Source organism: Pusillimonas sp. DMV24BSW_D (genome assembly GCF_011388195.1).
In the GTDB taxonomy this organism is placed as follows: domain Bacteria; phylum Pseudomonadota; class Gammaproteobacteria; order Burkholderiales; family Burkholderiaceae_B; genus Neopusillimonas; species Neopusillimonas aestuarii.
The window spans coordinates 2,924,872-2,949,013 of record NZ_CP049990.1 but is presented as its reverse complement, the minus strand read 5'-3'; the positions used below and the strand labels follow the sequence as shown (position 1 = coordinate 2,949,013).

The 24,142-nt window shown below is 52.0% G+C and carries 23 protein-coding genes, 2 tRNA genes, 3 rRNA genes and 1 other RNA gene; 15 read left to right on the top strand and 14 right to left on the bottom strand.

Annotated elements, in window-relative coordinates:
- The first annotated feature begins 79 nt into the window (after window positions 1-79).
- Window positions 80-628 carry a copper chaperone PCu(A)C gene (locus G9Q38_RS14140; protein ID WP_166132097.1) on the top strand — a complete coding sequence of 183 codons (549 nt, stop codon included), beginning with the start codon at window positions 80-82 and terminating at the stop codon, window positions 626-628.
- Here the strand turns inward: G9Q38_RS14140 and G9Q38_RS14135 are convergent.
- The 11 genes from G9Q38_RS14135 to G9Q38_RS14085 all read right to left on the bottom strand — a co-directional run bounded on the left by G9Q38_RS14135 (window position 625) and on the right by G9Q38_RS14085 (window position 10,459).
- Window positions 625-1,464: an alpha/beta fold hydrolase gene (locus G9Q38_RS14135; protein ID WP_166132096.1), complete on the bottom strand. Its 840-nt coding sequence runs from the start codon at window positions 1,462-1,464 to the stop codon at window positions 625-627. The genes G9Q38_RS14140 and G9Q38_RS14135 overlap by 4 nt on opposite strands.
- Window positions 1,465-1,473: 9 nt before the next feature.
- Entirely contained in the window at window positions 1,474-2,262 is a 789-nt protein-coding gene (locus G9Q38_RS14130; protein WP_228276144.1) for an ABC transporter ATP-binding protein, read from the bottom strand.
- 12 nt (window positions 2,263-2,274) lie between these two features.
- Window positions 2,275-3,321, bottom strand: coding sequence for a FecCD family ABC transporter permease (locus tag G9Q38_RS14125; protein WP_166132094.1), 1,047 nt, complete (start codon window positions 3,319-3,321; stop codon window positions 2,275-2,277).
- On the bottom strand, window positions 3,321-4,004 hold the full coding sequence (gene ybgF / locus G9Q38_RS14120) for a tol-pal system protein YbgF (RefSeq protein WP_166132093.1): 684 nt from the start codon (window positions 4,002-4,004) through the stop codon (window positions 3,321-3,323). Before ybgF ends, G9Q38_RS14125 begins: the two co-directional genes overlap by 1 nt.
- Before the next feature lie 78 nt (window positions 4,005-4,082).
- Window positions 4,083-4,580, bottom strand: a complete 498-nt coding sequence (pal, locus tag G9Q38_RS14115; protein WP_114421958.1) for a peptidoglycan-associated lipoprotein Pal — start codon at window positions 4,578-4,580, stop codon at window positions 4,083-4,085.
- 37 nt (window positions 4,581-4,617) lie between these two features.
- Window positions 4,618-5,928: a Tol-Pal system beta propeller repeat protein TolB gene (tolB, locus tag G9Q38_RS14110; RefSeq protein ID WP_166132092.1), complete on the bottom strand. Its 1,311-nt coding sequence runs from the start codon at window positions 5,926-5,928 to the stop codon at window positions 4,618-4,620.
- A 24-nt stretch (window positions 5,929-5,952) separates the two neighbouring features.
- On the bottom strand, window positions 5,953-7,116 hold the full coding sequence (gene tolA / locus G9Q38_RS14105; protein ID WP_166132091.1) for a cell envelope integrity protein TolA: 1,164 nt from the start codon (window positions 7,114-7,116) through the stop codon (window positions 5,953-5,955).
- Between the two features lie 17 nt (window positions 7,117-7,133).
- Complete coding sequence (tolR, locus tag G9Q38_RS14100) at window positions 7,134-7,622, bottom strand: protein TolR (protein WP_166132090.1); 489 nt, start codon at window positions 7,620-7,622, stop codon at window positions 7,134-7,136.
- Window positions 7,622-8,296 carry a protein TolQ gene (tolQ, locus tag G9Q38_RS14095; protein WP_114421954.1) on the bottom strand — a complete coding sequence of 225 codons (675 nt, stop codon included), beginning with the start codon at window positions 8,294-8,296 and terminating at the stop codon, window positions 7,622-7,624. Before tolQ ends, tolR begins: the two co-directional genes overlap by 1 nt.
- A gap of 2 nt (window positions 8,297-8,298) precedes the next feature.
- Window positions 8,299-8,703, bottom strand: a complete 405-nt coding sequence (gene ybgC, locus G9Q38_RS14090; RefSeq protein WP_228276143.1) for a tol-pal system-associated acyl-CoA thioesterase — start codon at window positions 8,701-8,703, stop codon at window positions 8,299-8,301.
- Window positions 8,704-8,713: 10 nt separating this feature from the next.
- Window positions 8,714-10,459 (bottom strand): proline--tRNA ligase, encoded by a 1,746-nt coding sequence (locus G9Q38_RS14085; RefSeq protein WP_166132088.1) that lies wholly within the window; start codon window positions 10,457-10,459, stop codon window positions 8,714-8,716.
- 63 nt (window positions 10,460-10,522) lie between these two features.
- Between G9Q38_RS14085 and G9Q38_RS14080 the strand changes: the two genes are divergently transcribed.
- Window positions 10,523-11,098, top strand: a complete 576-nt coding sequence (locus G9Q38_RS14080; RefSeq protein ID WP_166132087.1) for an RNA pyrophosphohydrolase — start codon at window positions 10,523-10,525, stop codon at window positions 11,096-11,098.
- Between the two features lie 52 nt (window positions 11,099-11,150).
- Here G9Q38_RS14080 and G9Q38_RS14075 read toward each other — a convergent pair whose 3' ends face one another.
- Complete coding sequence (locus tag G9Q38_RS14075) at window positions 11,151-12,059, bottom strand: NAD(P)-dependent oxidoreductase (RefSeq protein ID WP_166132086.1); 909 nt, start codon at window positions 12,057-12,059, stop codon at window positions 11,151-11,153.
- A 111-nt stretch (window positions 12,060-12,170) separates the two neighbouring features.
- On the opposite strand from G9Q38_RS14075, the gene G9Q38_RS14070 reads away from it, so the two are divergent.
- From G9Q38_RS14070 to G9Q38_RS14055, 4 genes are all read left to right on the top strand, one after another.
- Window positions 12,171-12,641, top strand: coding sequence for a hypothetical protein (locus tag G9Q38_RS14070; RefSeq protein ID WP_166132085.1), 471 nt, complete (start codon window positions 12,171-12,173; stop codon window positions 12,639-12,641).
- A 7-nt stretch (window positions 12,642-12,648) separates the two neighbouring features.
- On the top strand, window positions 12,649-12,957 hold the full coding sequence (locus tag G9Q38_RS14065; protein WP_114421949.1) for a cell division protein ZapA: 309 nt from the start codon (window positions 12,649-12,651) through the stop codon (window positions 12,955-12,957).
- 74 nt (window positions 12,958-13,031) lie between these two features.
- A non-coding RNA gene (gene ssrS / locus G9Q38_RS14060) (6S RNA) lies at window positions 13,032-13,211 on the top strand.
- A 53-nt stretch (window positions 13,212-13,264) separates the two neighbouring features.
- Window positions 13,265-14,080 carry an SIMPL domain-containing protein gene (locus G9Q38_RS14055; RefSeq protein WP_166132084.1) on the top strand — a complete coding sequence of 272 codons (816 nt, stop codon included), beginning with the start codon at window positions 13,265-13,267 and terminating at the stop codon, window positions 14,078-14,080.
- Here the strand turns inward: G9Q38_RS14055 and lgt are convergent.
- Window positions 14,031-14,828 carry a prolipoprotein diacylglyceryl transferase gene (gene lgt, locus G9Q38_RS14050; protein WP_166132083.1) on the bottom strand — a complete coding sequence of 266 codons (798 nt, stop codon included), beginning with the start codon at window positions 14,826-14,828 and terminating at the stop codon, window positions 14,031-14,033. The two genes, G9Q38_RS14055 and lgt, sit on opposite strands and share 50 nt — an antisense overlap.
- Before the next feature lie 210 nt (window positions 14,829-15,038).
- Between lgt and G9Q38_RS14045 the strand changes: the two genes are divergently transcribed.
- The 8 genes from G9Q38_RS14045 to G9Q38_RS14010 all read left to right on the top strand — a co-directional run bounded on the left by G9Q38_RS14045 (window position 15,039) and on the right by G9Q38_RS14010 (window position 22,483).
- The gene (locus tag G9Q38_RS14045; protein WP_166132436.1) at window positions 15,039-15,380 is read left to right on the top strand and encodes a c-type cytochrome; all 342 of its coding nucleotides are present in this window, start codon (window positions 15,039-15,041) and stop codon (window positions 15,378-15,380) included.
- Window positions 15,381-15,385: 5 nt separating this feature from the next.
- Window positions 15,386-15,961 carry a peptide-methionine (S)-S-oxide reductase MsrA gene (gene msrA, locus G9Q38_RS14040; RefSeq protein ID WP_166132082.1) on the top strand — a complete coding sequence of 192 codons (576 nt, stop codon included), beginning with the start codon at window positions 15,386-15,388 and terminating at the stop codon, window positions 15,959-15,961.
- A gap of 587 nt (window positions 15,962-16,548) precedes the next feature.
- Window positions 16,549-18,087: ribosomal RNA gene (locus G9Q38_RS14035) — 16S ribosomal RNA — on the top strand.
- Between the two features lie 103 nt (window positions 18,088-18,190).
- Window positions 18,191-18,267 (top strand) — tRNA-Ile (locus tag G9Q38_RS14030).
- Between the two features lie 12 nt (window positions 18,268-18,279).
- Window positions 18,280-18,355 (top strand) — tRNA-Ala (locus G9Q38_RS14025).
- A 438-nt stretch (window positions 18,356-18,793) separates the two neighbouring features.
- Window positions 18,794-21,679: ribosomal RNA gene (locus G9Q38_RS14020) — 23S ribosomal RNA — on the top strand.
- 210 nt (window positions 21,680-21,889) lie between these two features.
- Window positions 21,890-22,002 (top strand): 5S ribosomal RNA (gene rrf / locus G9Q38_RS14015).
- Together the 16S, 23S and 5S rRNA genes with 2 tRNA genes alongside form the textbook arrangement of a ribosomal RNA operon.
- A 115-nt stretch (window positions 22,003-22,117) precedes the next feature.
- Entirely contained in the window at window positions 22,118-22,483 is a 366-nt protein-coding gene (locus tag G9Q38_RS14010; RefSeq protein WP_166132081.1) for a DUF4870 family protein, read from the top strand.
- A 58-nt stretch (window positions 22,484-22,541) separates the two neighbouring features.
- Here the strand turns inward: G9Q38_RS14010 and G9Q38_RS14005 are convergent, their stop codons facing one another.
- Complete coding sequence (locus tag G9Q38_RS14005) at window positions 22,542-22,814, bottom strand: SWIB/MDM2 domain-containing protein (protein WP_114421148.1); 273 nt, start codon at window positions 22,812-22,814, stop codon at window positions 22,542-22,544.
- A gap of 248 nt (window positions 22,815-23,062) precedes the next feature.
- On the opposite strand from G9Q38_RS14005, the gene pyrC reads away from it, so the two are divergent.
- Window positions 23,063-24,136 (top strand): dihydroorotase, encoded by a 1,074-nt coding sequence (pyrC, locus tag G9Q38_RS14000; protein ID WP_166132080.1) that lies wholly within the window; start codon window positions 23,063-23,065, stop codon window positions 24,134-24,136.
- Window positions 24,137-24,142: the final 6 nt, after the last annotated feature.

The window sequence follows — 24,142 nt, the reverse complement described above, 5'->3', positions numbered from 1 at the left end:
TCTTTTTCCAATTCCACAGAGCAGGGAGCTGAAGGAAAAGCGGTTAAACTTCGCACAACAGACACTAGAGGAAAATGCAATGAAAGTAGTTAGATTGGCGGCGGCGATTGGGCTGCAAAGTGTTTTGGTTGCTTCTGTATGGGCTGCGTCGCATGGCGATCACATGGGACAGGGGCACGGCCATAATGCCGCAATCCAAAAAATGTCCGGCACGATTCATAATATGCCCCTGGCAGATAACGTGGCTGTTAATAATTGTTGGCTGCGGTTATTGCCTGCTTCAGCACCGTCGGCCGGTTATTTTCTCTTGCAGAATAATCGTCCCGACAATATTGTGGTGGTGGGTGCCGCCGCTGACGCTTTTGACGATGTGATGGTTCACCAAACCAAGCAAGAGAATGGTTTGAGTCGAATGGCGATGGTCTCCGAGGTGGTTGTGCAAGCAGACCAAAAGCTGGAGTTCAAGCCGGGTGGGTACCACCTTATGCTGGAAAAGCCGAATCGACAGGTTCAGGTCGGTGATACGGTCGGCCTGTCACTTGTGCTGAAATCGGGCGAGAAAGTGGCGGCAAAGTGTGAAGTTAAGCCGGCTGCCACCGTATCACCCGCCGCTCACATGTCGCATTAGGCACCGGACTCTGCGTTTGATACATCCTCCCAGAACGCCAGAGCTTGTTTATTGAACGCTTTCGGGTTGGCCAGGTTCATGCCATGGGTGGCCAGTGGAATTGTTGCGCGGCGCACGTCGGGCAGGAGTAGCTCCAGAATATCCAGAATGTGTTTATAGCGTGCAGGGCTCTCGGCGCCACCTAGTAGTAAGGTTGGGCATTTCAGTTTCGAGACGCGGTTTAAGTCGTATTCTTTGTCTGCTTCCAAAACCTGCGATATTATCGTGTCGGCGTTCTCGCGTACCATCGACTTAAACCATCCGGTGGTGCGTGCCCAGGTGTTCTCCCCGCTTACCGAGTCAATAAACAGCGCCAGCCCCCCCTCGACATCTCCTTGTTTAAGGCGGTCGGCTGCTTCTAGTTGAAAACCATGGCTGGGAGGAAGTGAGCTTGAATGAAAGCCGGGGTCAGCCAATATTAATGACCGCACCCGTTCCGGGGCCAGTTCTGCCAACTCCATTGCCACCAGAGCCCCCCGAGAGTGTCCCAATATGTGGATAGGGTGGGTTGGCGAGAGCGTTTCGATCAGTGCCCGCATGTCAAGTGCGTGCTGCTGCACTGAGAAGTCAGGGTTGGGGTGGGAGCTCGTTTCAGGCCAATAGCCGCGCAAACTAGGGGAAAGGGTGCACACCGACGATGCGAACGCAGGTAATTGCCAGCGCCAATAGCGGTAATCGCATAATGAACCATGGATCAGTAAAACCTCCGGCTCGTCTTCTCCTGTTTTCAGGTAATGGTATGTGTCATTGTTAATGTGGCAGGTTTGTTCGGCAAAATTGGGTGCTAGGGTAGGCATGAAGTTTTTTTACAACTGTTTGACGGCAGGGCCATCGATAAATATAAAAGGTTGACCATGGCTGCAATGTTCCAGGCGGGTTTGCACACCAAAAACGTCGGCTATGCGACTTGAATTCAATACTGACTCAGGCGTGCCGTAACTGTTTAGGCCGCCATTCTTCATGAGCAGCACAACGTTCGCGTTGCGTAAAGCGAAGTTAAGGTCGTGTGTCACAAAAATTGTGATGAGCTGTTGCCTTGCTGTGAGGTTTTTCAGCAAACTCATTACTTTATAGGTATGTGCCATATCCAACGCAGCAAAGGGTTCATCCAACAGCAGGATACGGGGTTTTCGGCATAGTAGTTGGCCAAGCGCGAGTAACTGTTTTTGTCCGCCCGATAGCTGGTCGGCGCGGGCGTTGGCCAGCGGCAATATGCTTAGTTCCTCAAGTATTGATTCTGCTTCTTCAAATAGCCTGCTTTTCGAAGCCGTAGTGGAATTTGCCTGAGCTACCAAAAGCGCCTCCATAACCGTGAGATTTGGTCCTTCTGGCAGATATTGAGGCAAATATCCGAATAGAGGCTGAGGTAAGTGCTTTTCATTTTTCGGTACTAGTCTGTCGGTGTAGGTTAGCGTCTTGATTTTGCATTTAACGAGACCTGCCAAACTTTTTAACAAAGTAGATTTTCCACAGCCGTTCGGACCCATCAGGGCGCACAATTGCCCGGTTTCTACATCGGGCAGGTTAAGCTCCGACAAAACCGTTTTATCGTTCAAGTGCGTTGTAATGCCAGCGGCCCTAAAGGTGGAAGCCATAAATGAATGTATTCAGGATTGTTTGCGCAAGACGATCCAGGCAAAAACGGGTACGCCCACAAAAGTTGTGACGATTCCTACAGGTAACAGTGTGTCCGTGACCAACATTTTTGACAAGCCGGAGGCGCTTATTAGAAGAAGCGCACCTGTTAAAGCACTGGTAGGCAGAAACCAGCGATGGTCTTCCCCTACCAGCCGACGGGCGATATGAGGAGCGACCAATCCAATGAAGCCGATCACCCCGGTGAGTGATACGGAAACTGCTGTCAGGATGCCAACGCGGAACAGGCTGCGCCTTCTTAACGCGTGGGTGTCAACACCCAGAGTACGAGCTCTTTCGTCGCCGTAGCGCAAAGCGGTCAGTTGCCAGGCTTGGCGCATGGCCAGGAATAGAACGCCAAGCAGCACAACAGATACCACAGCAACGCCGGCCATGTTGCTGCGAGCAAGGCTGCCCATCATCCAGAATATTAATAGTTGAAGCGACGATGCACTCACCAGATATTGCATCAGAGCCAACAAGGCATTGAAGCTGAATATCAATGCGATACCGAATAAAACAATATTATTTGCGTTCGCACCTTGTCGCGATGCAACGCGATCAAGCAAGGCGGTACATGCCAAAGCCACAACCATGGCACTGCCTACGAGTCCGATTTCAGCAGGTAACCCGGGAATGGTTAAATTAAAGCTCAAGGCGAGAGCAGCACCTAAAGCCGCTGCCGAAGAGACGCCTAGTGTAAAAGGGCTGGCTAGCGGGTTGTCGAGCACTGTTTGCATTTCCGCGCCTGCAATACCCAGCGCGGCGCCAACCGTAAGCGCCATCAACGACTGTGGAACGCGTAGCTGCCAGATAACGGCGACGTCCAAACTATTCGATTGCGCCGGCCATAACAGTGTTTCGACAACACCCGAAATTCCAATATCGGCAGGACCGATCGCCAAATCGATAAGGATTGTCGCGACAACCAGGAAGACGAGAAACAGGAGTAGCCATAGCTTCCTAAGCTGTTGCCTCCGGTATGCGACAAGAACGCCGGAGGTTTTCTTTACAGACATTATTGCAGGAGCTTCAAGCGTTCCTGTGCGGTTTGCGCTGCATTACTTTGTGGGTATTTTTCAGTAATTCGTTGCAGCGTGTCGCGTGCACCCGACAAGTTGTTTTGTTCGATTTGCGCAGCCGCAACAATAAGCAATGCGTCGGGGGCCCGGGCGTGCTCGGGGTGGTTTTGCTCCATGGCTTGGAGCTCGGTGACCGCAGGGCCGAAACTTTTTGATGCGTACAGGCTACTGCCTCGGTAAAACCGCGCATCGGCATTCAATTGGCTGTTGGGGTAATTATTGGCGAATGTACCAAAGCTTTCAGCGGCTTCCTTATATTGGCCTGCGCGAAAAAAATTCATTGCTTGATCGAATGCGGCCTGCTCTTGAGGATTGCTGACTTGAGGGGTGTCTTGATTCAAGCCCAAGCCTCTACCATCTTTAACATCGAGCTCAAAACGCATTCGCTCGATTTGGCCACGAAGACTCGCGACTTCCTGCTGTAAAGTTTCGATACGGTCGGCCAACTGCAGTCGGGCTTGCTGGTTTCGCTCGGTCATTTGCCGAATCTGTTCGCGAAGCTCCAGAATGGCGCGGCGGGCCTCGTCGTCGGCAAAGGCAGAAGCGGTGGTGGAAAAAAACAACAAACTGGTTGCGGCAGCGGTTGCCAGGAAGGTGCGCGATTTGATTAGGACATTCATATGGCCGTTACCTGTTCTTGAAAAAAACGCCGTAGCGATTTCGCGCTACGGCGTGCGCTTTTTACTTGAAGCTACTTACTAGCGCTGGTAATTGAAGTCTGCGCGACGGTTTTCCGCGTAGTCTGCTTCGGTGTTACCCATTGCGCGAGGACGCTCTTTCCCGAAACTGATTGTTTCAATTTGCTCGGCGCGAACACCCAGCAACTGCATCATTCTTGCAACAGCATCCGAGCGTCGCTGACCCAGCGCGAGGTTGTATTCTGACCCCCCGCGTGCATCGGCATGACCTTCAATACGCACTTTTTGCTGACCATTATTGGATAGGTAGGATGAGTGCATTTCAACAACGCTGCGGTATTGATCCGGTACAACGTAGCTATCGTACTCGAAATAAACCGACTTTTGCTGTGCCAAAGGGCTTTGCGGGTTGAAGGGGTCCATGATCTGGCCGGTCGATGCGCCGTCGCCTCCGGTACCAGAACCTGATCCGGTCTGATCCAGGGGGACGGAGCTGCAAGCTGCCAAAGAGGCGGCCAGGGCAGCGATACTGAGGCTTTTTGTAATGCGCGAGCTCATTTAAGTTCCTTTAAAGAGAAGAGTCACACTGAAAAAATTAGTTAGTAAACGGGCCCCAAGTGGGTTCTTGTACTTTGCCCTCAAGCGTGGAGAGTGTTTGCCGAACACGACCATCGGTGGAAACCACCGCCAGAACACTGCGACCATTTTGAACAGCGCTGTACAAAACTTGCATGCCGTTAGGAGCAAAGCTGGGAGACTGGTCATCGGGTCCATCAGTAAGAATTTGTTCGGATCCCGTTGCCATGTTCTGCATTGCAATACGGTATGCCCCGTCTCTGCGTGTAACGTACACTAAATTGTTACTGTCGGGCGAGAGTGCCGGTGAGATGTTGTAACTTCCGTTAAAAGTTATTCTACGCGCCTCCCCTCCGTTTACGGGAACTTGGTAGATTTGTGGGCTGCCGCTGCGGTCACTTGTAAATACAATAGAGTTGCCGTCGGGTGAGAAGTGCGGTTCGGTATCGATAAGTGGTGAACGCATCACCCGACGCAAATTCGAACCGTCATTGTCAATGACATAAATTTGGGAAATGCCATCGCGAGACAACGCTACGGCCATTTTGTCTCCGTTGGGCGACCATGCCGGAGCGCTGTTATTGCCTTTAAAGTTTGCAATCGGTACGCGCTGGCCTGTAGCCAATGTTTGTACGTACACAACGGGCTTGCCAAGCTCAAAACTGACGTAAGCCAGTTTTTTGCCGTCGGGCGACCATGCCGGAGAAATGATTGAATGCTTGGAACGTAACATGACTTGCGGGTTTTGCCCGTCGGCGTCGGCAATCTGAAGCTCATAAACATCGCCACGCTTCACAACATAAGCCAGACGGGTTGAGAATACCCCACGAATGCCCGTGATTTTTTCGTAAATGCGGTCGGCGATTTGGTGCGCTATGCGTCGAAGCTCTTTTTCGGAGCCGGCGAAAGCAACACCGTCGAGTTCGGTTTTACGAACCGTATCGGTTAAGCGATAAGTAACGGTGTATTGACCGGCAGCCTGGGAAACTGAACCGTAGGCAATATAGTCAGCACCGCGGCCACGCCAATCGTCGTGTGAAACCGGTGTCTCGGCGGTAAGTGCAGCGCCGGTCGCATTAACAAGTTTGAACTGCCCGGATCGGGTCAAGTCGGCACGGATGACCTCGGCGATCGTCCGCCCTGCAGGGTCTCCCTGCATGTCGGCAATCGCAATTGGGTATTGTGTTGCTCCCACGCCGGAGATATCGACTCGTAGTTGGGCGGTTGCGGTTGTGCCGAACGTCAGATTGGCCGCAGCGGCAATCAAAGCAACCTGGCTTAAACGCCTGAGGTTTCGGACAACACTTTTGGCGAACGTGACAATAGTCATCTCGGCAATCTCCTGTTGGTCATACTATTGATCATACATATAGTAATCCCCGTCGATATAGGCAGGATATCTGCCGGAAGGGGGTTTTGGGAAGGGGTCGCAGGCCCGAATTCCGTTTTCGACTGCACGATCGAAAGCCGGAATGCCGGACGAACGGCTAATTTCAACGCTGCGCACGCGTCCTTCAGGGCTTAGCGTCGCGCGGAACTGAACCCGCGGGTTCGGGCCCGAACGAGGCGGGATGGGGTAGACCACCCTAGGTTGAACACATGCACGGATTTGTGCGGCGTAACCACTATCGGTTCCGCCACCACCACGTTGGTTGCGGTCTGCAGTGCCGCCCTGAATGCCGGCGGCACCCAAAGCATCACCTCGCATGGCCTGTTTAATCGCTTCGCGACGCTTCGCTTCTTCGCGTGCTTTTCGCTCAGCCTCAGCTTTGGCTTTACGTTCAGCCTCTTCACGAGCTTTTCGTTCAGCTTCAGCCTTGGCTTTACGTTCCGCCTCTTCACGAGCTTTTCGTTCAGCTTCAGCCTTGGCTTTACGTTCAGCTTCTTCACGGGCTTTACGTTCAGCCTCTTCTTTGGCCTGACGCTCGGCTTCCTCACGGGCTCGGCGCTCAGCTTCAGCTTTGGCTTGACGCTCGGCTTCTTCGCGGGCTTTTCGTTCAGCTTCTGCTTTGGCCTGACGCTCGGCTTCCTCACGGGCTCGGCGTTCAGCTTCTTCTTTAGCTTGACGCTCAGCTTCCTCACGTTCTTTACGTGCTTTCTCAAGAGCAATGTCGGGGTCGGCGTCTACTGTCGGTTCGGGCGTTGGTTCAGGTTGAGGCTGCGGCTCCGGTTTGGGCTCGGGTTCGGGAGCAGGCTGCGGCTTAGGCTCGGGTTCCGGCGCAGGCTGTGGGTCAGGCTTGGGTTCAAGCGCAGGCTCGGGCTCCGGTTCAGGTTCAGGTTCAAGCTCAGATTGAGGTGTCTGTTCGGTCGTTGGCGCCGTTTCTGGGGTGTTTCCATCCATCCACAGCTCGACTTGCACGGGCGCGGGCGTTTTGGGCGCAGAAGTGAGAACACCTAGCATCAAAACGCCGGCTACCGCCAAGTGCGCCAAAACGGCATAAAGAAAACCTTTGCGCTCGTCTTGCTGTTCAAGCGCGGCGGGGTGTTTTCCGTGTGAGACCGACCCAAAACGTTTCATATGGCTGCGGCAATAACCTAGTTCTGTTCCGCCGGAGGCGTGGATGGTTGGCTTAAAGGAGCATTGTCGGTAACTTCTGATGCGCCTTGATCGACCAGTAGACCAAGGCGCGTAACCCCGTTACTGCGCAGTTGATCCATTACGGCCATGACTTGCTCGTATGGAACTTTGCCATCGGCTGCGATAACAACCGGTGTTTCATTTGAAATACGTGTCCTGACCGCATCGACTAATCCATCTTTGGGAATGTCCTCGAATTCGCTGCCGGCCGACCGGCTTCGTATTGCCAAACTACCATCTTCCTGGATTTGCACCTCGACGGGCTCAACCGGAACGTCAGACGCGCGTCCTACCGTGGGCAGTTCAATCAGTCCTGGCGTAATCATGGGTGCGGTGACCATGAAGATAACCAGCAATACCAGCATGACGTCGATGTAGGGTACGACGTTGATTTCGTTCTTGAGGCGCCGGCTTGGTCGGGATAAGTGACTACGTGAAGACGCCATTAGCGAACCTGTCGTTGCAGAATGTTCAGAAATTCATCAATGAAGCTGTCAAAACGCATTGAAAGGCGATCGATTTCATTGGTGTATCGGTTATACGCGACCACGGCCGGGATGGCCGCAAACAAACCAATGGCAGTGGCGATCAGCGCTTCGGCAATCCCCGGCGCTACCGCAGCCAAAGTGGCCTGTTGCATGGCCGATAGCCCCAGGAAGGCGTGCATAATGCCCCACACTGTTCCTAAAAGGCCAATGTATGGGCTCACAGAACCTGCTGACGCCAGAAAGTTCAAGTGCGATTCGAGGCTATCCATTTCTCGCTGATAGCTCGCCCGCATCGCGCGTCGGGGGCCGTCCAGTAAGGCTTCTGCATTTCCGTTTACTCGCCGGGCTTTAATGAATTCCGTCATGCCTGCGTCGAAAATTCGTGCCAGAGCGCCGTAATCGTCGGGGCTCGATGAGACCGATTTTTGCAAGGCTGCCAGATCACCACCCGCCCAGAAGTCATCTTCGAACAATCGTGTTTGTTCGTGTGCTCGCTTCAAAGTGGCACGCTTACTGAAAATATATGTCCAGGACAGAACGGAAATGCCAATCAGGATCAGCATGACGAGCTGAACCGGGATACTGGCATCAAGGATAAGGGTTATCAACGACAAGTCGCTGGTAGGCTGCATGATTAATCCTGAAGCTGATTCAAAAGGGTTTTGAGAGGGTTGGGTAAAGCGGCCGGCCGCAAACTCTGTGCGTCGACGCAACAAATTTGGATACTACTTTCGCATAAAGGTTCACCATTAAGCTCCGCGACCTGATGAAAATCGATTGAGGCTTTGCCCACACGTGTCACCTTACTGCGAATAGACAGAAGGTCATCGAGGCGGGCGGGCTTCCTATAGCGGATATCCAGCCCTTTCACGACGAAAATCCGGTTTTCTTTCGCTGCCAGATCGGTTTGATTTACGCCCAGCTGACGCAACCACTCGGTTCTTCCACGCTCGAAAAATTTCAAGTAGTTTGCATAGAAAACAACTCCACCGGCGTCAGTGTCTTCGTAATACACGCGAATTGGCAACGTAGAATACACGGTGATCCTGTCATTTGGAACGGGACAGCAATTGTAACTGTTCCAGAACGTAAGTCGTGCCATTTTCGACCGCTACTTTGTGGGTCTGACCTTCGGCCCGAATTTGACACTCAATGAGGCCGTCGTTTAATCCTCTGTCGCCCACTGTGACGCGCAACGGCACCCCAATCAGTTCCCAGTCGGCAAACATCACGCCGGGACGAATGTCGCGGTCATCGAGAATGGCGTCGACGCCTTGTTTCTTTAAGTCTTGATACAGTTTTTCGCAGGCTTGGCGGACCGTTTCACTTTTATGCCAGCCCATTGGGCAGATCACGACCTCGAACGGAGCAATAGCACGTGGCCAAATGATGCCTTTTTCATCATGGTTTTGTTCGATCGCCGCAGCAGAAATGCGGCTGACGCCAATGCCATAACAACCCATTTGCATCACTGCCGGCTTGCCGTCGGTGTCAAGGAACGTGGCTTGTAGTGCTTTGGAGTATTTGTCACCCAGAAAGAAAATGTGCCCCACTTCAATCCCGCGTTGTATCGAGAGAGTCCCGCCGCGCGGGTCGGGGTCGCCCGCGACGACATTACGGATATCTGCAACTTCGGGTTCCGGCAGGTCACGTACCCAATTAACACCGCTCAAGTGGAATCCATTTTCGTTGGCGCCGCAGATGAAGTTGCTCATGTTGGCAACCGTGTGGTCGGCGATGATGGTAACGGGGGCTTTCGGATTCACCGGGCCGATATAACCCGGCGAACAGCCAAAAACGGTTTGTATTTCGTCGTCAGTGGCCATGCGGAACCCGGCTTCGAGTCCTTTAAGTTTGCCGACTTTTATTTCATTAAGCTCATGGTCACCGCGAATCATCAGCAAATAAATTCCCGCGCTTTCATCCTCGTTGGCCGGCTCGGCGGTGACGACAATTGATTTGACGGTATCTGTAAGCGGGCGTTGAAGGTGTTCGGCCACCATTGCACATTTAGGCATCTCGGGTGTGGCTATCTTCTGCATGGCGGCATCCGCGTTGCCTCTTTGGCTGATCAGGCAGGGCGCTTCCGCCAGTTCAATGTTGGCCGCGTATTGTGAGTCGGGGTTGTAAACGATCAAGTCTTCGCCTGTATCTGCGATGACCTGAAATTCATGGCTGCGCGACCCGCCAATTGATCCAGTATCTGCCGCGACAGCGCGAAAGTTCAGGCCCAGGCGTGTGAATATATTCATGTAAGCGTCATACATTCTGTCGTAGCTGGCCTGAGCGTCTTCCTCATTTCGGTCGAAAGAGTAGGCGTCTTTCATGGTGAACTCGCGCCCACGCATCAGCCCAAACCGCGGCCGGCGCTCGTCTCGGAATTTTGTCTGAATATGATAGAAATTCACAGGAAGCTGACGCCAGCTTTGGATTTCGTTTCGGGCGATATCGGTAATCACCTCTTCAGACGTTGGCTGTAAGACAAAATCACGTTGATGGCGGTCTTTTATTCTTAAAAGTTCGGGGCCGTATTCGGTCCATCGCCCCGATTCTTCCCACAGCTCCGCAGGCTGGACAATCGGCATGAGCAACTCTATCGCGCCGGCGCGATCCATCTCTTCGCGCACAATGTTTTCTATTTTTTTTAACACTCTGAGACCCAGCGGCATATACGTGTAAATGCCGCCGGCGATCTTGCGAATCATGCCCGCCCGGGTCATGAGTTGATGGCTGGTGACCTCCGCTTCGGCAGGGGCTTCTTTTAGTGTATTGATGTGATACTGGGATGCACGCATGGTAGGGTTCTCGACAGATACGTATAATCGGACGTAATTGTATTAAATTCGAAGGGGTGGCCTATGTTGGATCGCGAAGGCTACCGCCCTAATGTTGGCATTATCCTCGTTAATCAAAAAAACGAGGTGTTCTGGGGTAAACGCATTCGGGAACATTCATGGCAGTTTCCGCAAGGTGGTATCAAGTACGGCGAGAGTCCGGTGCAGGCGATGTACCGGGAGCTGCGCGAAGAGGTGGGTTTACTACCGGAACATGTCCGCATTTTGGGGCGAACGCGTAATTGGTTGCGATATAACGTACCGGAAGATTTCATCCGGCGTGATTCGCGGGGTATATACAAGGGGCAAAAGCAGATTTGGTTCCTTTTAAGGTTGGTAGGTCGGGATTCCGATGTTAGCTTGCGTGCCACTCGGCATCCCGAGTTCGATGCCTGGCGCTGGAGCCATTATTGGGTTCCGCTTGATGCCGTGATCGAATTCAAGCGCGAAGTGTATACCCAAGCCTTGAATGAGCTGGCAACTATTTTGTTCCGGCGCAGTCAGGATACTCGTTACTTGCGTGCGCGGGGCCAGGGAGCCAGAACTGTACAACGTAAAACAGTTCTGGTGTCTGGCGCTCGCGCAACCACGCCGCAATAATTAAAGGTAGAGGCGGTAGGCGGGCAGGTCAAGGTTGTTCGTCTACCAAATCTTATTTCTGCAGACGGGTGATTAAACTCGACGTATCCCAACGACCACCACCCATGCGTTGGACATCGGCGTAGAACTGGTCGACCAGAGCGGTTACCGGAACACTGCTTCCGTTGTTTTTCGCTTCGTCCAGAACCAGGCCGAGGTCTTTGCGCATCCAGTCTACTGCAAAACCGAAGTCGAACTTGTTGTCGATCATGGTGGTGCCGCGATGGTCTAGTTGCCAGCTTTGCGCGGCGCCTTGGCCGATGACAGTCAGTGCTTTATGCATATCGAGCCCCGCCGTTTTACCAAATGCGACGGCTTCGGAAAGGCCTTGCAACAAGCCGGCAATGCAGATTTGGTTCACCATTTTGCATAATTGGCCTGAACCGGGCGCGCCCATGAGTGTTATTGCCCGGGCGTAGTTCTCAATGATTGGCTTAGCCAGATCAAATGTTTCGGGTTGCGCGCCGCACATAACTGTTAATGCACCGTTTACGGCTCCCGCCTGGCCTCCGGAAACGGGTGCATCAACAAAATCCAAGCCTAGATTTCGGGCGGCTGCGTAAAGTTCCCTTGCAACGTCTGCCGACGCCGTTGTGTGGTCGATGAAAATGGCGTTTTTTCCCATACCTGCAAATGCACCGTCATCCCCCAGTACAACACTGCGCAAATCGTCATCATTTCCAACACAGGCGATAACAAAATCTGCGTTAGCCGCGGCTTCCCTGGGCGTTTTTGCATGATCACCCCTGAATTCGGCGCACCACGCAGTTGCTTTTGCCGTAGTCCGGTTATAAACCGTCACAGCGTAGCCGGCGCGGCTGAGGTGGCCGGCCATTGGGTAGCCCATTACGCCTAACCCAAGAAAAGCCAGTTTCACAGGTGAGCCGGATGTATATTGGCGCTCGCCAATCGAGGTGGACATAGTAGTCTCCTTCTTTGCGGTGGGAATCGGAAATTCGGTTATTCTAACGACTTCGCAATTCATGCCACCAATGGCTTTCGCGTTCGCGAGCCTTGGTTTACGATATCGCTCATGTTGCAAGACTTAGACTTTCTCGCCGCCCGTATCGGGCAACTCGTTGAACTGACAAAGCAATTGCAGTCGGAGCAGGCTGTGCTCGGCGGTCGAGCCGAACAGGCCGAACGAGAGCGAAACCAACTACAAGCGCAATTGGCTCGCCAGGAAAGTGAGTTCAAGGATGTTGCTGCGCAGGCGCAGCGCCACGAGGCTGAAATAGCGCAGATCCGCGCCGCTGCGCAAAATGAGCTCAACGCCTTGCGCACGCAATTACACTCCGAGAGTGCCGACCAGCTGCGCGAGGCTCACGCTGTGCAGGCCCGTTTGGAGTTGGAACTGAACCAGCAGCAAGCTGCTTACAAACAAGTTTTACAAGAGCTTGAGCAAAGTCGTGCTGAGGCCGGCCGTTTGCGTCATGCCGCCGACGATGCCAGGCAGCGCATTGATGCGCTGCTTGAGCGTTTGCCTGGTGCACCGCAGGAGTAACAAACATATGGAACGAGTCGATATATCAATCTTGGGGCGTGAATACTCGTTGGCTTGCGAGCCCGCGGAAAAACAAGCTTTGCTCGACGCGGTCAAATTTGTCGATCAGCGCATGTTGGCAGTAAAAAGCTCTGGTAAAATTTCGAGCAACGAGCGTATTGCCGTAATGGCTTCAATTCAAATTGCGGCTGAAATGCTGTCAATGCGTGCGCCCGATGGTCCATTGGGTAGCGTTGCAGTGGGTGACTTCAAGCGTAAACTTGATGAAATGCACGGCCAACTGAATTTGGTTTTGCCCGAGGCAAAGCCGGAATAAATTTTCGGTCCTGCGATATTTACAAACCGTTTCTTTGTTTGTTTGGGTTTGTACGTTATTGTGGGTCCAACGGTTAGTCCCTGCGGTGTTCGTGACTTGACCTATATTTCTTGAACCAATGCTATGGCATTAGGTTGCTCGATTGACAAGTGGGCGTGAACGCCTTAATTGGTGATCCCGAAGCTTGACTGAAGGCGACCACCTTGAACTTACGGTTCCAGGATGCCGGTCTAGACGGCACATGCGGGGCATTTATTGAAAGCCCGTCTTGTTTAAGACGGGCTTTTTGCTTGTTAGGAGGTGTCTTATGATCTCGTCAGGTAAGAGCATTTGCGTCCGCGCGAAGTTGGCTGGATGCGTTTTCAGTGTTTTTGTTGGTTTGGCCGGGGCGCCTGTTGCAGTCATGGCGGCATCTCACGGTGCCGGCCCAATGGGGCATCCGGAATCATCAAGTGGACATCACGGTGCGCAATATGGGCACCATGCCAAAACGATGGGCGGTCCGCGTTTGCCTCAAGCCAGTTTGCAGGCAGCGGCATCCAGCCAGGTTGCTCAAGATACAGTCACGGTAACGCTGTCGGCACAAATGAACGACGTCAGTCAGCAAGTTGTCAATGCTCAATTAAGCAAGGCACTTGATACGGCCGTGGCGAACGCTAAAAAACAAGATGTCGTGAAGGTTTACTCAGGTAACTTCCGTGTCTGGCCTTTTACCGATGAAGACGGCAAAGTAACGCGTTGGCAGGGCCGGGCCGAGCTTATTCTTGAATCTAAAGATTTTCCTGCCGCCTCGGAGTTGGCGGCAAGTCTGGGCGATCAACTTTCCATCACGAATATTGCTTTTTCCGTCTCTCCGGAAAGTCGTGCCAAAGCCGAAGAGGTCTTGCTCGAAGAGGCGGCTGCGGCTTTCAGGAAGCGTGCTGACGCCTTTGCGGTGGCTTTTGGGTTCCAAAGCTATAGCATCAAGGAGTTGAACCTGGGTGGCGCCGGGGTTGAATATGCCCCCGCGCCGCGAATGATGGCTATGGCTGCTGATAAAGCGTCGGTTCCTCTAGAGGGCAATACAGAAACGGTTACGGTTTCCGTGCAGGGAACGATTTATTTGCAGCGCGAAAATAAATAATCAAACCGATTGCGATCATGGGCAACGATAAAAGTTGTCCCATGGTTAGTGCACCAAGCACCGGACCCAAAAACGCATCGGGTTCGCGTGTATATTCAACAAGAAAGCGGAAAATCCCGTAACCCATCAGGAACACGGCGCTAACTTGTCCGGTGGGTCTGGGAATGCGGGCAAACCACCAAACTATCAAGAAAAGCAGAATGCCTTCCAGGCTCATTTCGTATAGTTGGGAAGGGTGGCGTGCGATATTGTCTTGCAGTTGTGGGAAAAGCATGGCCCAGGGTAAATCGCTTGGGCGTCCCCAAAGTTCGCCATTAATGAAGTTTCCCAACCTGCCGGCAGCTAATCCTAAAGGAATCATGGGGGCTATAAAATCACCCAGTTCCAGCAGTGTTTTATTTTTGCTGCGAGCCAGTAGAAAAAGCATGACGACGACGCCCACTAGCCCACCATGGAATGACATACCGCCTTCCCATAGATAAAAAATTTCCTGTGGATTCGAGAGGTAATAAGCCGGCTTATAAAACAGCACGTAACCAAGGCGTCCCCCTGCTATAACGCCAATCACGCCGTAGAAAATGATGTCTTCAAGGTCTTTCAGGCTGAGATCAGTTTTGCCATGGTTGATTCTCCATCTACCCGCAAGCCATACCAGGCCGAAAGCAATCAGGTACATTAAGCCGTACCAATGGATGGCAATGGGGCCAAGTTGAACTGCGATGGGGTCGAATTGCGGGTGAACAAGCATAAGGATCCTGATTTATGATCGATTTAAGGTTTGTTGGATAATACCGCGAACCTTATTTGTCGTTTCTGTTGATGGGAACGCATTGCATTTGCCGGGCCACATAAAGTGGAAAGCAGTAAACATAATCGTTTTTCAGGGTATATCGTTGGTTGAGTAGTGATGAAAAGGTTGACGACTAAAGTTGGATTGTGGTTCGGGCTGACTCTGGGTATGGGTTTGATCCCCCCCAGTGGTGCCTCAGACGTAGCGAACGAGGTGTCGGCGGGCCCGGGCATGGTTGAAACGTTTAAATGCATTGCTTGTCATCGCGTAGACGACAAGCAGGGTCGCAAACGCCTGGGCCCCGATTTCAATGTTATTGCTGAGCGTTATGCTGGGGAAGGTGGGGACGCGGTTGTTGAGTATCTCGCGACACGTATTCGCCATGGTGCTCGGGGTAGTTGGGGAGCGGTGCCGATGCCCGCGCAATCACATGTAAGCGACGATGAAGCACAAGCTCTGGCGCAGTGGATTCTTTCTTTAGTGGCCGTGGAGCCGCTCGTTGAAAAGTGAGGGATATGGTGAACAGTACACAAATCGAATCAGTTGACGTCTTAACTGAAGAAACGGAAGAGGCGGTTCTGGGTGGAGGGTGTTTTTGGTGCACCGAATCGGTGCTTTCAACGCTGCGAGGCGTGAAAGGTGTTACGCCCGGCTATGCAGGAGGTGACCTTCCTAATCCGACATATGAGGCGGTATGCGAAAAAAATACAGGTCATATCGAGGTTGTTCGGGTTGTGTTCAATCCTGCTGAAATTAGCTATGAAACACTTTTGACGGTTTTTTTTGCCACCCACGACCCCACAACCGTGAATCGTCAGGGAAACGATGTGGGTCCGCAATACGCTTCGGTCATCTTTTATTACTCTGACGAACAGGAAAGGATAGCGAAGCGTGTTATGCAAGAAGTAGAAAATGAACTAGGGCAGGCCGTAGTCACCCAGTTGCGTCCCAAAGCCACATTCTGGCCGGCGGAGGAGGTGCATCATAATTACTATGCTCGTAATCCTATGCAAGGCTATTGCGTTTTTGTTATCTCACCCAAGTTATCGAAATTGCGTTCCCATTTCGGCAATCTGCTTGCAACTAAATGACAGTCATGCTACAGTTCGGTTCCCTTTGGAGACGGCCTCGGGATAACCCTTAATTTAAGGGGATATTTAAGAGGGTGATTTAAAAGGGACAGTCATTAATCAGGCGTGTATTTTGCGGAGCAAGATGCGGGTGTGGTTGATGGGCTGGGCGGGGCCCTGAGGCGGGGTGTTGGGTCAAGAGCGGTTGGAAATAAATTTCTGTCTTCTCATTTGACACTTCTTAAAAACTGCTTCATAATCTCGTTTCTTCGCTGCTTGAACAGCGCTTCACACGGCAAGTTAGTGGTTTTAGCTTGGTGGTGCGGGGCAGTTGGGTTGGGTTAGCGAAATTGCTCTTTAACAACGAAACAACCGATAAGTGTGGGCACTTAAGCTACGTTGCTAAGTAGTGGCGCATCAGGGTTAAATGCCTGAGCCAAAGCAAGTAGTAAGAAGTGCTCGCAAGTGATGAAGTAAGAAGTCAAGGCGGTAGATGCTGGATTTTATCTGGTGTTTACTTTTAAGCCTGTCTTTTTTCTTTTGAGTGAGTACGCGACGTATGACCTGGTCTTTTTGAAGGACAGGAAATATGGCAATTAACAGGAATTAAACTGAAGAGTTTGATCCTGGCTCAGATTGAACGCTAGCGGGATGCTTTACACATGCAAGTCGAACGGCAGCGCGAGGTAAGCTTGCTTACTTTGGCGGCGAGTGGCGAACGGGTGAGTAATGTATCGGAACGTACCCAGTAGCGGGGGATAACTACGCGAAAGCGTGGCTAATACCGCATACGCCCTACGGGGGAAAGGGGGGGATCGCAAGACCTCTCACTATTGGAGCGGCCGATATCGGATTAGCTAGTTGGTGAGGTAAAGGCTCACCAAGGCTGCGATCCGTAGCTGGTTTGAGAGGACGACCAGCCACACTGGGACTGAGACACGGCCCAGACTCCTACGGGAGGCAGCAGTGGGGAATTTTGGACAATGGGGGCAACCCTGATCCAGCCATCCCGCGTGTGCGATGAAGGCCTTCGGGTTGTAAAGCACTTTTGGCAGGGAAGAAAGGGCGCTGGTTAATACCTGGCGTTGATGACGGTACCTGCAGAATAAGCACCGGCTAACTACGTGCCAGCAGCCGCGGTAATACGTAGGGTGCAAGCGTTAATCGGAATTACTGGGCGTAAAGGGTGCGTCGGCGGTTTGGCAAGAAAGGTGTGAAATCCCAGGGCTTAACCTTGGAACTGCACTTTTAACTGCCAGGCTAGAGTACGTCAGAGGGGGGTAGAATTCCACGTGTAGCAGTGAAATGCGTAGAGATGTGGAGGAATACCGATGGCGAAGGCAGCCCCCTGGGATGATACTGACGCTCAGGCACGAAAGCGTGGGGAGCAAACAGGATTAGATACCCTGGTAGTCCACGCCCTAAACGATGTCAACTAGCTGTTGGGGCCGTTAGGCTTTAGTAGCGCAGCTAACGCGTGAAGTTGACCGCCTGGGGAGTACGGTCGCAAGATTAAAACTCAAAGGAATTGACGGGGACCCGCACAAGCGGTGGATGATGTGGATTAATTCGATGCAACGCGAAAAACCTTACCTACCCTTGACATGTCTGGAAGGCCGAAGAGATTTGGCTGTGCTCGCAAGAGAACCGGAACACAGGTGCTGCATGGCTGTCGTCAGCTCGTGTCGTGAGATGTTGGGTTAAGTCCCGCAACGAGCGCAACCCTTGTCATTAGTTGCTACGAAAGGGCACTCTAGTGAGACTGCCGGTGACAAACCGGAGGAAGGTGGGGATGACGTCAAGTCCTCATGGCCCTTATGGGTAGGGCTTCACACGTCATACAATGGTCGGGACAGAGGGTTGCCAACCCGCGAGGGGGAGCCAATCTCAGAAACCCGATCGTAGTCCGGATTGCAGGCTGCAACTCGCCTGCATGAAGTCGGAATCGCTAGTAATCGCGGATCAGCATGTCGCGGTGAATACGTTCCCGGGTCTTGTACACACCGCCCGTCACACCATGGGAGTGGGTTTCACCAGAAGTAGGTAGCCTAACCGTAAGGGGGGCGCTTACCACGGTGGGATTCATGACTGGGGTGAAGTCGTAACAAGGTAGCCGTATCGGAAGGTGCGGCTGGATCACCTCCTTTAAGAGAAGTGCTTGGGGTTTGGTCTTGGTGGGCTGTTATTTGGTGGTAGTTTGAGTGTTCACGCTTATCGGTTGTTTTAGAGTTAGGGCAGATACAAGGGCTTGGGTCAGTAGCTCAGTCGGTTAGAGCACCGTCTTGATAAGGCGGGGGTCGTTGGTTCGATTCCAACTTGACCCACCACGTGCTTTACGGGGGGGATTAGCTCAGCTGGGAGAGCACCTGCTTTGCAAGCAGGGGGTCGTCGGTTCGATCCCGTCATCCTCCACCAACGAAGCTGTGGTTGTGCAGGTAGTGGTTGTGAAGGTAGTGGTTGTGTTCAGTGAACAGGGTCTTGGGTGAAGTTAAGGAGATTTAGCTTAATTCATCAGGATGTTGTGCACTGGTCATAGCGATATGGCTAGGTAGTATAAGTAGTACCCGTAGTATTTGTTCTTTAACAATGAGGAAGAAGCAACAATGACAAGTAGCTGTAAGTGGGCTGCGTGTTCTGGGGTGTATGTTTTACATATATTCGCCAGGGACAGGCAGACTGATTATAGATACGGGTTGTGATTGCATTGCAAATAAGTTCTGACTCAAGAGCGGAGTTGATTGGGCGACGTTATTCTTAGGGATGATGTGGTTTGATTGATTCAGTCTTTTGGAAGTGATGAACGGCATGAACACGTAAACTCAAGTTAGGAACCTATAGCCTTTGTGGTTATAGGATCAAGTGACTAAGTGCACATGGTGGATGCCTTGGCGATTACAGGCGAAGAAGGACGTGGTAGCCTGCGAAAAGCGGCGGGGAGCTGGCAAACGAGCTTTGATCCGCTGATGTCCGAATGGGGAAACCCACTGCGCGAGCAGTATCCTGCACTGAATACATAGGTGCAGAGAAGCGAACCGAGTGAACTGAAACATCTAAGTAGCTCGAGGAAAAGAAATCAACCGAGATTCCGGCAGTAGCGGCGAGCGAGCCCGGAGCAGCCTTGACGATTTAGCATTGCATATAGCCGAACGCTCTGGAAAGGGCGACCGTAGCGGGTGATAGTCCCGTAGGCGAAATGTGCGGTGTGGAACTAGGCGTCAGACAAGTAGGGCGGGACACGTGAAATCCTGTCTGAAGATGGGGGGACCATCCTCCAAGGCTAAATACTCGTAATCGACCGATAGTGAACCAGTACCGTGAGGGAAAGGCGAAAAGAACCCCGGAAGGGGAGTGAAATAGATCCTGAAACCGTGTGCATACAAACAGTAGGAGCCTCTTTATGGGGTGACTGCGTACCTTTTGTATAATGGGTCAGCGACTTACATTCAGTGGCAAGCTTAACCGAATAGGGAAGGCGTAGCGAAAGCGAGTCCGAACAGGGCGTTTGAGTCGCTGGGTGTAGACCCGAAACCAGGCGATCTATCCATGGTCAGGTTGAAGGCACGGTAACACGTGCTGGAGGACCGAACCCACTAATGTTGAAAAATTAGGGGATGAACTGTGGATAGGGGTGAAAGGCTAAACAAGCCTGGAAATAGCTGGTTCTCTCCGAAAACTATTTAGGTAGTGCCTCGCGTATTGCTGCTGGGGGTAGAGCACTGTTATGGCTAGGGGGTCATGGCGATTTACCAAACCATGGCAAACTCCGAATACCAGCAAGTATGAGCGCGGGAGACAGAGCACCGGGTGCTAACGTCCGGACTCAAGAGGGAAACAACCCAGACCGCCAGCTAAGGTCCCCAAAATTGGCTAAGTGGGAAACGAAGTGGGAAGGCGAAGACAGTCAGGAGGTTGGCTTAGAAGCAGCCATCCTTTAAAGAAAGCGTAATAGCTCACTGATCGAGTCGTCCTGCGCGGAAGATGTAACGGGGCTAAGCCAGTTACCGAAGCTGCGGGTGTGTATCGTAAGATATACGCGGTAGGAGAGCGTTCTGTAAGCCTGTGAAGGTGGCTTGTAAAGGCTGCTGGAGGTATCAGAAGTGCGAATGCTGACATGAGTAGCGATAAAGGGGGTGAAAAGCCCCCTCGCCGTAAGTCCAAGGTTTCCTGCGCAACGTTCATCGGCGCAGGGTGAGTCGGCCCCTAAGGCGAGGCAGAGATGCGTAGCTGATGGGAAGCTGGTTAATATTCCAGCACCGTCGTACAGTGCGATGGGGGGACGGATTGCGAAAGGTCATCGGGGTGTTGGAAGTCCCCGTTGCTGCACTATAGAAGGCGCTTTAGGCAAATCCGGGCGCGAAATTCAAGGGTGTGGCTGGATAAGACTACGGTCTTAAACTGATTGGAAGTGGTCCCAAGAAAAGCCTCTAAGCTCTAGCTGTACGAGACCGTACCGCAAACCGACACAGGTGGACGGGATGAATATTCCAAGGCGCTTGAGAGAACTCAGGAGAAGGAACTCGGCAAATTGATACCGTAACTTCGGGAGAAGGTATACCCTGGTAGTGTGAAGCGCCTGCGCGCTGAGCATGACGGGGTCGCAGAGAATCGGTGGCTGCGACTGTTTATTAAAAACACAGCACTCTGCTAACACGAAAGTGGACGTATAGGGTGTGACGCCTGCCCGGTGCCGGAAGGTTAAGTGATGGGGTGCAAGCTCTTGATCGAAGCCCCGGTAAACGGCGGCCGTAACTATAACGGTCCTAAGGTAGCGAAATTCCTTGTCGGGTAAGTTCCGACCTGCACGAATGGCGTAACGATGGCCACACTGTCTCCTCCTGAGACTCAGCGAAGTTGAAGTGTTTGTGATGATGCAATCTACCCGCGGCTAGACGGAAAGACCCCATGAACCTTTACTGTAGCTTTGCATTGAACTGTGAACCGGCTTGTGTAGGATAGGTGGGAGGCGCAGAAGAGTGGTCGCTAGACTGCTTGGAGCCGACCTTGAAATACCACCCTGGTCTGTTTGCGGTTCTAACCTTGGCCCGTTATCCGGGTTGGGGACAGTGCATGGTGGGCAGTTTGACTGGGGCGGTCTCCTCCCAAAGCGTAACGGAGGAGTTCGAAGGTACGCTAGGCACGGTCGGAAATCGTGCTGATAGTGCAATGGCATAAGCGTGCTTGACTGTGAGACTGACACGTCGAACAGGTGCGAAAGCAGGACATAGTGATCCGGTGGTTCTGAATGGAAGGGCCATCGCTCAACGGATAAAAGGTACTCTGGGGATAACAGGCTGATACCGCCCAAGAGTTCATATCGACGGCGGTGTTTGGCACCTCGATGTCGGCTCATCTCATCCTGGGGCTGTAGCCGGTCCCAAGGGTATGGCTGTTCGCCATTTAAAGAGGTACGTGAGCTGGGTTTAAAACGTCGTGAGACAGTTTGGTCCCTATCTGCCGTGGGCGTTGGATACTTGACGGAGCCTGCTCCTAGTACGAGAGGACCGGAGTGGACGTACCGCTGGTGTATCGGTTGTCATGCCAATGGCATTGCCGAGTAGCTAAGTACGGAAGAGATAACCGCTGAAGGCATCTAAGCGGGAAACTCGTCTGAAGATAAGGTATCCCGGGGGCTTGACCCCCCTGAAGGGTCGTTCGAGACCAGGACGTTGATAGGCTGGGTGTGTAAGCGCAGTAATGTGTTTAGCTAACCAGTACTAATTGCCCGTGCGGCTTGATCCTATAACCATGCAGGTTATGCATACAAGGTTTAGGTGTTAAGCATGCCGCTAAATGACATAAAGTCAAAAATCAATGGTCAAAACCAACGCAACGCACACAACCAAATAATCAAACCCGCAACAGCATACAAAGCACGGTTGCTTCTGACCTCATTGGCGCTTCAAGGGCCAGGACCTCAAAACCCATACCCTTGAAGCGCAACCCTTTACGCTTGACGACCATAGCAAGGTGGTCCCACGCCTTCCCATCCCGAACAGGACCGTGAAACGCCTTTGCGCCGATGATAGTGGATGTACATCTGTGAAAGTAGGTCATCGTCAGGCTCTTATACCAAAACGCCCCAACATCAAACATGTTGGGGCGTTTTACTTTGTTAGGACGAAAAAACGGTAAAATTGCCTGAATAAACCGCAAACTTATAAAGCCAGGAGGTAATTCATGTCGGACGCGTTACAACCAGAAGAGAATAACGGGGTGTCGTTGCGTACGCTTACTCACATCGTTTATGGGCTTTTTGCCTTGGGTTTGATTAGTGCGGGTTTTCTGGGTGTTGCCTCGATAGCAGCAATTGTTCTTGCGTATCTGAAACGAAGTGACGCAGCGGGTACTTTATATGCCAGCCACTTCGATTGGGTCATACGTACTTTTTGGTGGGGTTTGTTGTGGCTCGTACTTAGCGCAATAGCAACGTGGATCTTTATTGGCTGGTTAACTGGGTTGGTTGCTATCGTTTGGGTGGTATACCGCATTGCCAAAGGTTGGTTGGCGTTGTTATCGGGTGTAGCGCCAAGCCCCGAACTTTAAGCAAAGTACAGAACAATAAAAAAGCTGCCATTGGCAGCTTTTTTGTTATGTCTTGGATTCACTTCAAATGGTTGCTAACCAGTTTGGTTAATTCGAACATAGACACTTGCTCTTTGCCAAATAAAGGGCGCAGTTTGTCGTCGGCATTGATGTTGCGACGGTTTTTTGGATCTTGTAGGTCGTGCTTCTTAATGTACTCCCAGATTTTCTTGGTGACTTCCGTGCGGGGAACCGCTTCAGGACCAATGATTGCCGCTAATGTGGGGCTTGGAGTAAGGGGCTTCATAAACGCGGCATTGGGTTTACGGGTCGTTTTTGTAGTCGTTGCCATATGTGGTTCGCTCCAGTGAAATTAAAAATCTTGTTTTCCCTGAGTACTGCGAATATGAAATACCCGGGCAAACTGTCTTGTACTCTATTTTTCCAGAATCTGCATCGGTGCAAATCTGAGTTGCGTTCCCGCAGTCGCGCTAGACCGTATAAGAACTGCGTACCATCTGCGATTGAAAAGGAAACACGTTAACATATTGCGATTAACTTTATTCTTAAACCGGCTGTATAAAATTTGTGACTTTTTCTATGGATATTTCAATAAACAGCTTAACTCTCACTCAGCCGGACGATTGGCATTTGCATTTACGCGACGGTGATATTTTGCACTCAGTGCTTCGAGGCTCTGTAGGTCAATTTGGGCGGGCTATCGTCATGCCGAACCTAACGCCACCGGTTGTCAAGGTTGAGCAAGCCGCTGCGTATCGCAATCGAATTCTACAAGCATTGAATGACACTGCCGGAGAGACACGAGAGTTTGAACCATTAATGACACTGTATCTTACAGACGACACCCCGCCTGATGAGATTTATAAAGCGGCGGAAAGCGGATTTATTTATGGCGTTAAGTTGTATCCAGCTGGTGCGACGACGAATTCCGCTGCCGGGGTGACGGATTTGCTGGGTCGTTGTTTATCAACGTTAGAGGCGATGCAGAAAGTTGGGATGCCATTATTGATGCATGGCGAAGTTACAGACCCAAAAATTGATATTTTTGATCGAGAGGCTGTTTTTATCGATCGCGTAATGAAACCGCTCAGGGATGCTCTGCCCGAGCTGAAGGTGGTGTTTGAACATTTGACTACACGTCAGGGCGCAGAGTACGTGCGGGACGCCGCCGGGCCAATAGCGGCCACAATTACCCCTCATCATTTGCTGTATAACCGCAATGCTTTGTTTAATGGAGGAATCCGTCCGCATATGTATTGCCTGCCGGTCTTGAAACGTGAGGTTCACAGGCAAGCTTTGCTTGAGGCGGCAACAGGTGGAAGTGGCCGGTTTTTCCTTGGCACTGATAGCGCCCCGCACCTAAGGGGGATGAAAGAGAGCGCGTGTGGCTGCGCAGGCTGCTATACGGCCCCTTATGCAATGGCGCTTTATGCGACCGCATTTGAATCGGTGGGTAAGCTTGATCAACTTGAGGCCTTTGCCAGTTTGAATGGACCCAAGTTTTATGGCCTTCCGGTAAACAAGCGAAAAATCACGTTGGAACGTGCTCCTTACACGATTCCCGATGCCCTTAGTGTGGGCGATGATGAACTGGTGCCGTTGGCGGCTGGTGAAACTTTACCCTGGCGTTTTGCTGGCGCAGAATACATCTGATTCGGC

Bases quoted from the DNA above. Each gene is read 5' to 3' on its own strand.
- G9Q38_RS14140 (WP_166132097.1), top strand. From the start codon at position 80: ATGAAAGTAGTTAGATTGGCGGCGGCGATTGGGCTGCAAAGTGTTTTG.
- G9Q38_RS14135 (WP_166132096.1), bottom strand. From the start codon at position 1,464: ATGCCTACCCTAGCACCCAATTTTGCCGAACAAACCTGCCACATTAAC.
- G9Q38_RS14130 (WP_228276144.1), bottom strand. From the start codon at position 2,262: ATGGCTTCCACCTTTAGGGCCGCTGGCATTACAACGCACTTGAACGAT.
- G9Q38_RS14125 (WP_166132094.1), bottom strand. From the start codon at position 3,321: ATGTCTGTAAAGAAAACCTCCGGCGTTCTTGTCGCATACCGGAGGCAA.
- ybgF (WP_166132093.1), bottom strand. From the start codon at position 4,004: ATGAATGTCCTAATCAAATCGCGCACCTTCCTGGCAACCGCTGCCGCA.
- pal (WP_114421958.1), bottom strand. From the start codon at position 4,580: ATGAGCTCGCGCATTACAAAAAGCCTCAGTATCGCTGCCCTGGCCGCC.
- tolB (WP_166132092.1), bottom strand. From the start codon at position 5,928: ATGACTATTGTCACGTTCGCCAAAAGTGTTGTCCGAAACCTCAGGCGT.
- tolA (WP_166132091.1), bottom strand. From the start codon at position 7,116: ATGAAACGTTTTGGGTCGGTCTCACACGGAAAACACCCCGCCGCGCTT.
- tolR (WP_166132090.1), bottom strand. From the start codon at position 7,622: ATGGCGTCTTCACGTAGTCACTTATCCCGACCAAGCCGGCGCCTCAAG.
- tolQ (WP_114421954.1), bottom strand. From the start codon at position 8,296: ATGCAGCCTACCAGCGACTTGTCGTTGATAACCCTTATCCTTGATGCC.
- G9Q38_RS14085 (WP_166132088.1), bottom strand. From the start codon at position 10,459: ATGCGTGCATCCCAGTATCACATCAATACACTAAAAGAAGCCCCTGCC.
- G9Q38_RS14080 (WP_166132087.1), top strand. From the start codon at position 10,523: ATGTTGGATCGCGAAGGCTACCGCCCTAATGTTGGCATTATCCTCGTT.
- G9Q38_RS14075 (WP_166132086.1), bottom strand. From the start codon at position 12,059: ATGTCCACCTCGATTGGCGAGCGCCAATATACATCCGGCTCACCTGTG.
- G9Q38_RS14070 (WP_166132085.1), top strand. From the start codon at position 12,171: ATGTTGCAAGACTTAGACTTTCTCGCCGCCCGTATCGGGCAACTCGTT.
- G9Q38_RS14065 (WP_114421949.1), top strand. From the start codon at position 12,649: ATGGAACGAGTCGATATATCAATCTTGGGGCGTGAATACTCGTTGGCT.
- G9Q38_RS14055 (WP_166132084.1), top strand. From the start codon at position 13,265: ATGATCTCGTCAGGTAAGAGCATTTGCGTCCGCGCGAAGTTGGCTGGA.
- lgt (WP_166132083.1), bottom strand. From the start codon at position 14,828: ATGCTTGTTCACCCGCAATTCGACCCCATCGCAGTTCAACTTGGCCCC.
- G9Q38_RS14045 (WP_166132436.1), top strand. From the start codon at position 15,039: ATGGGTTTGATCCCCCCCAGTGGTGCCTCAGACGTAGCGAACGAGGTG.
- msrA (WP_166132082.1), top strand. From the start codon at position 15,386: ATGGTGAACAGTACACAAATCGAATCAGTTGACGTCTTAACTGAAGAA.
- G9Q38_RS14010 (WP_166132081.1), top strand. From the start codon at position 22,118: ATGTCGGACGCGTTACAACCAGAAGAGAATAACGGGGTGTCGTTGCGT.
- G9Q38_RS14005 (WP_114421148.1), bottom strand. From the start codon at position 22,814: ATGGCAACGACTACAAAAACGACCCGTAAACCCAATGCCGCGTTTATG.
- pyrC (WP_166132080.1), top strand. From the start codon at position 23,063: ATGGATATTTCAATAAACAGCTTAACTCTCACTCAGCCGGACGATTGG.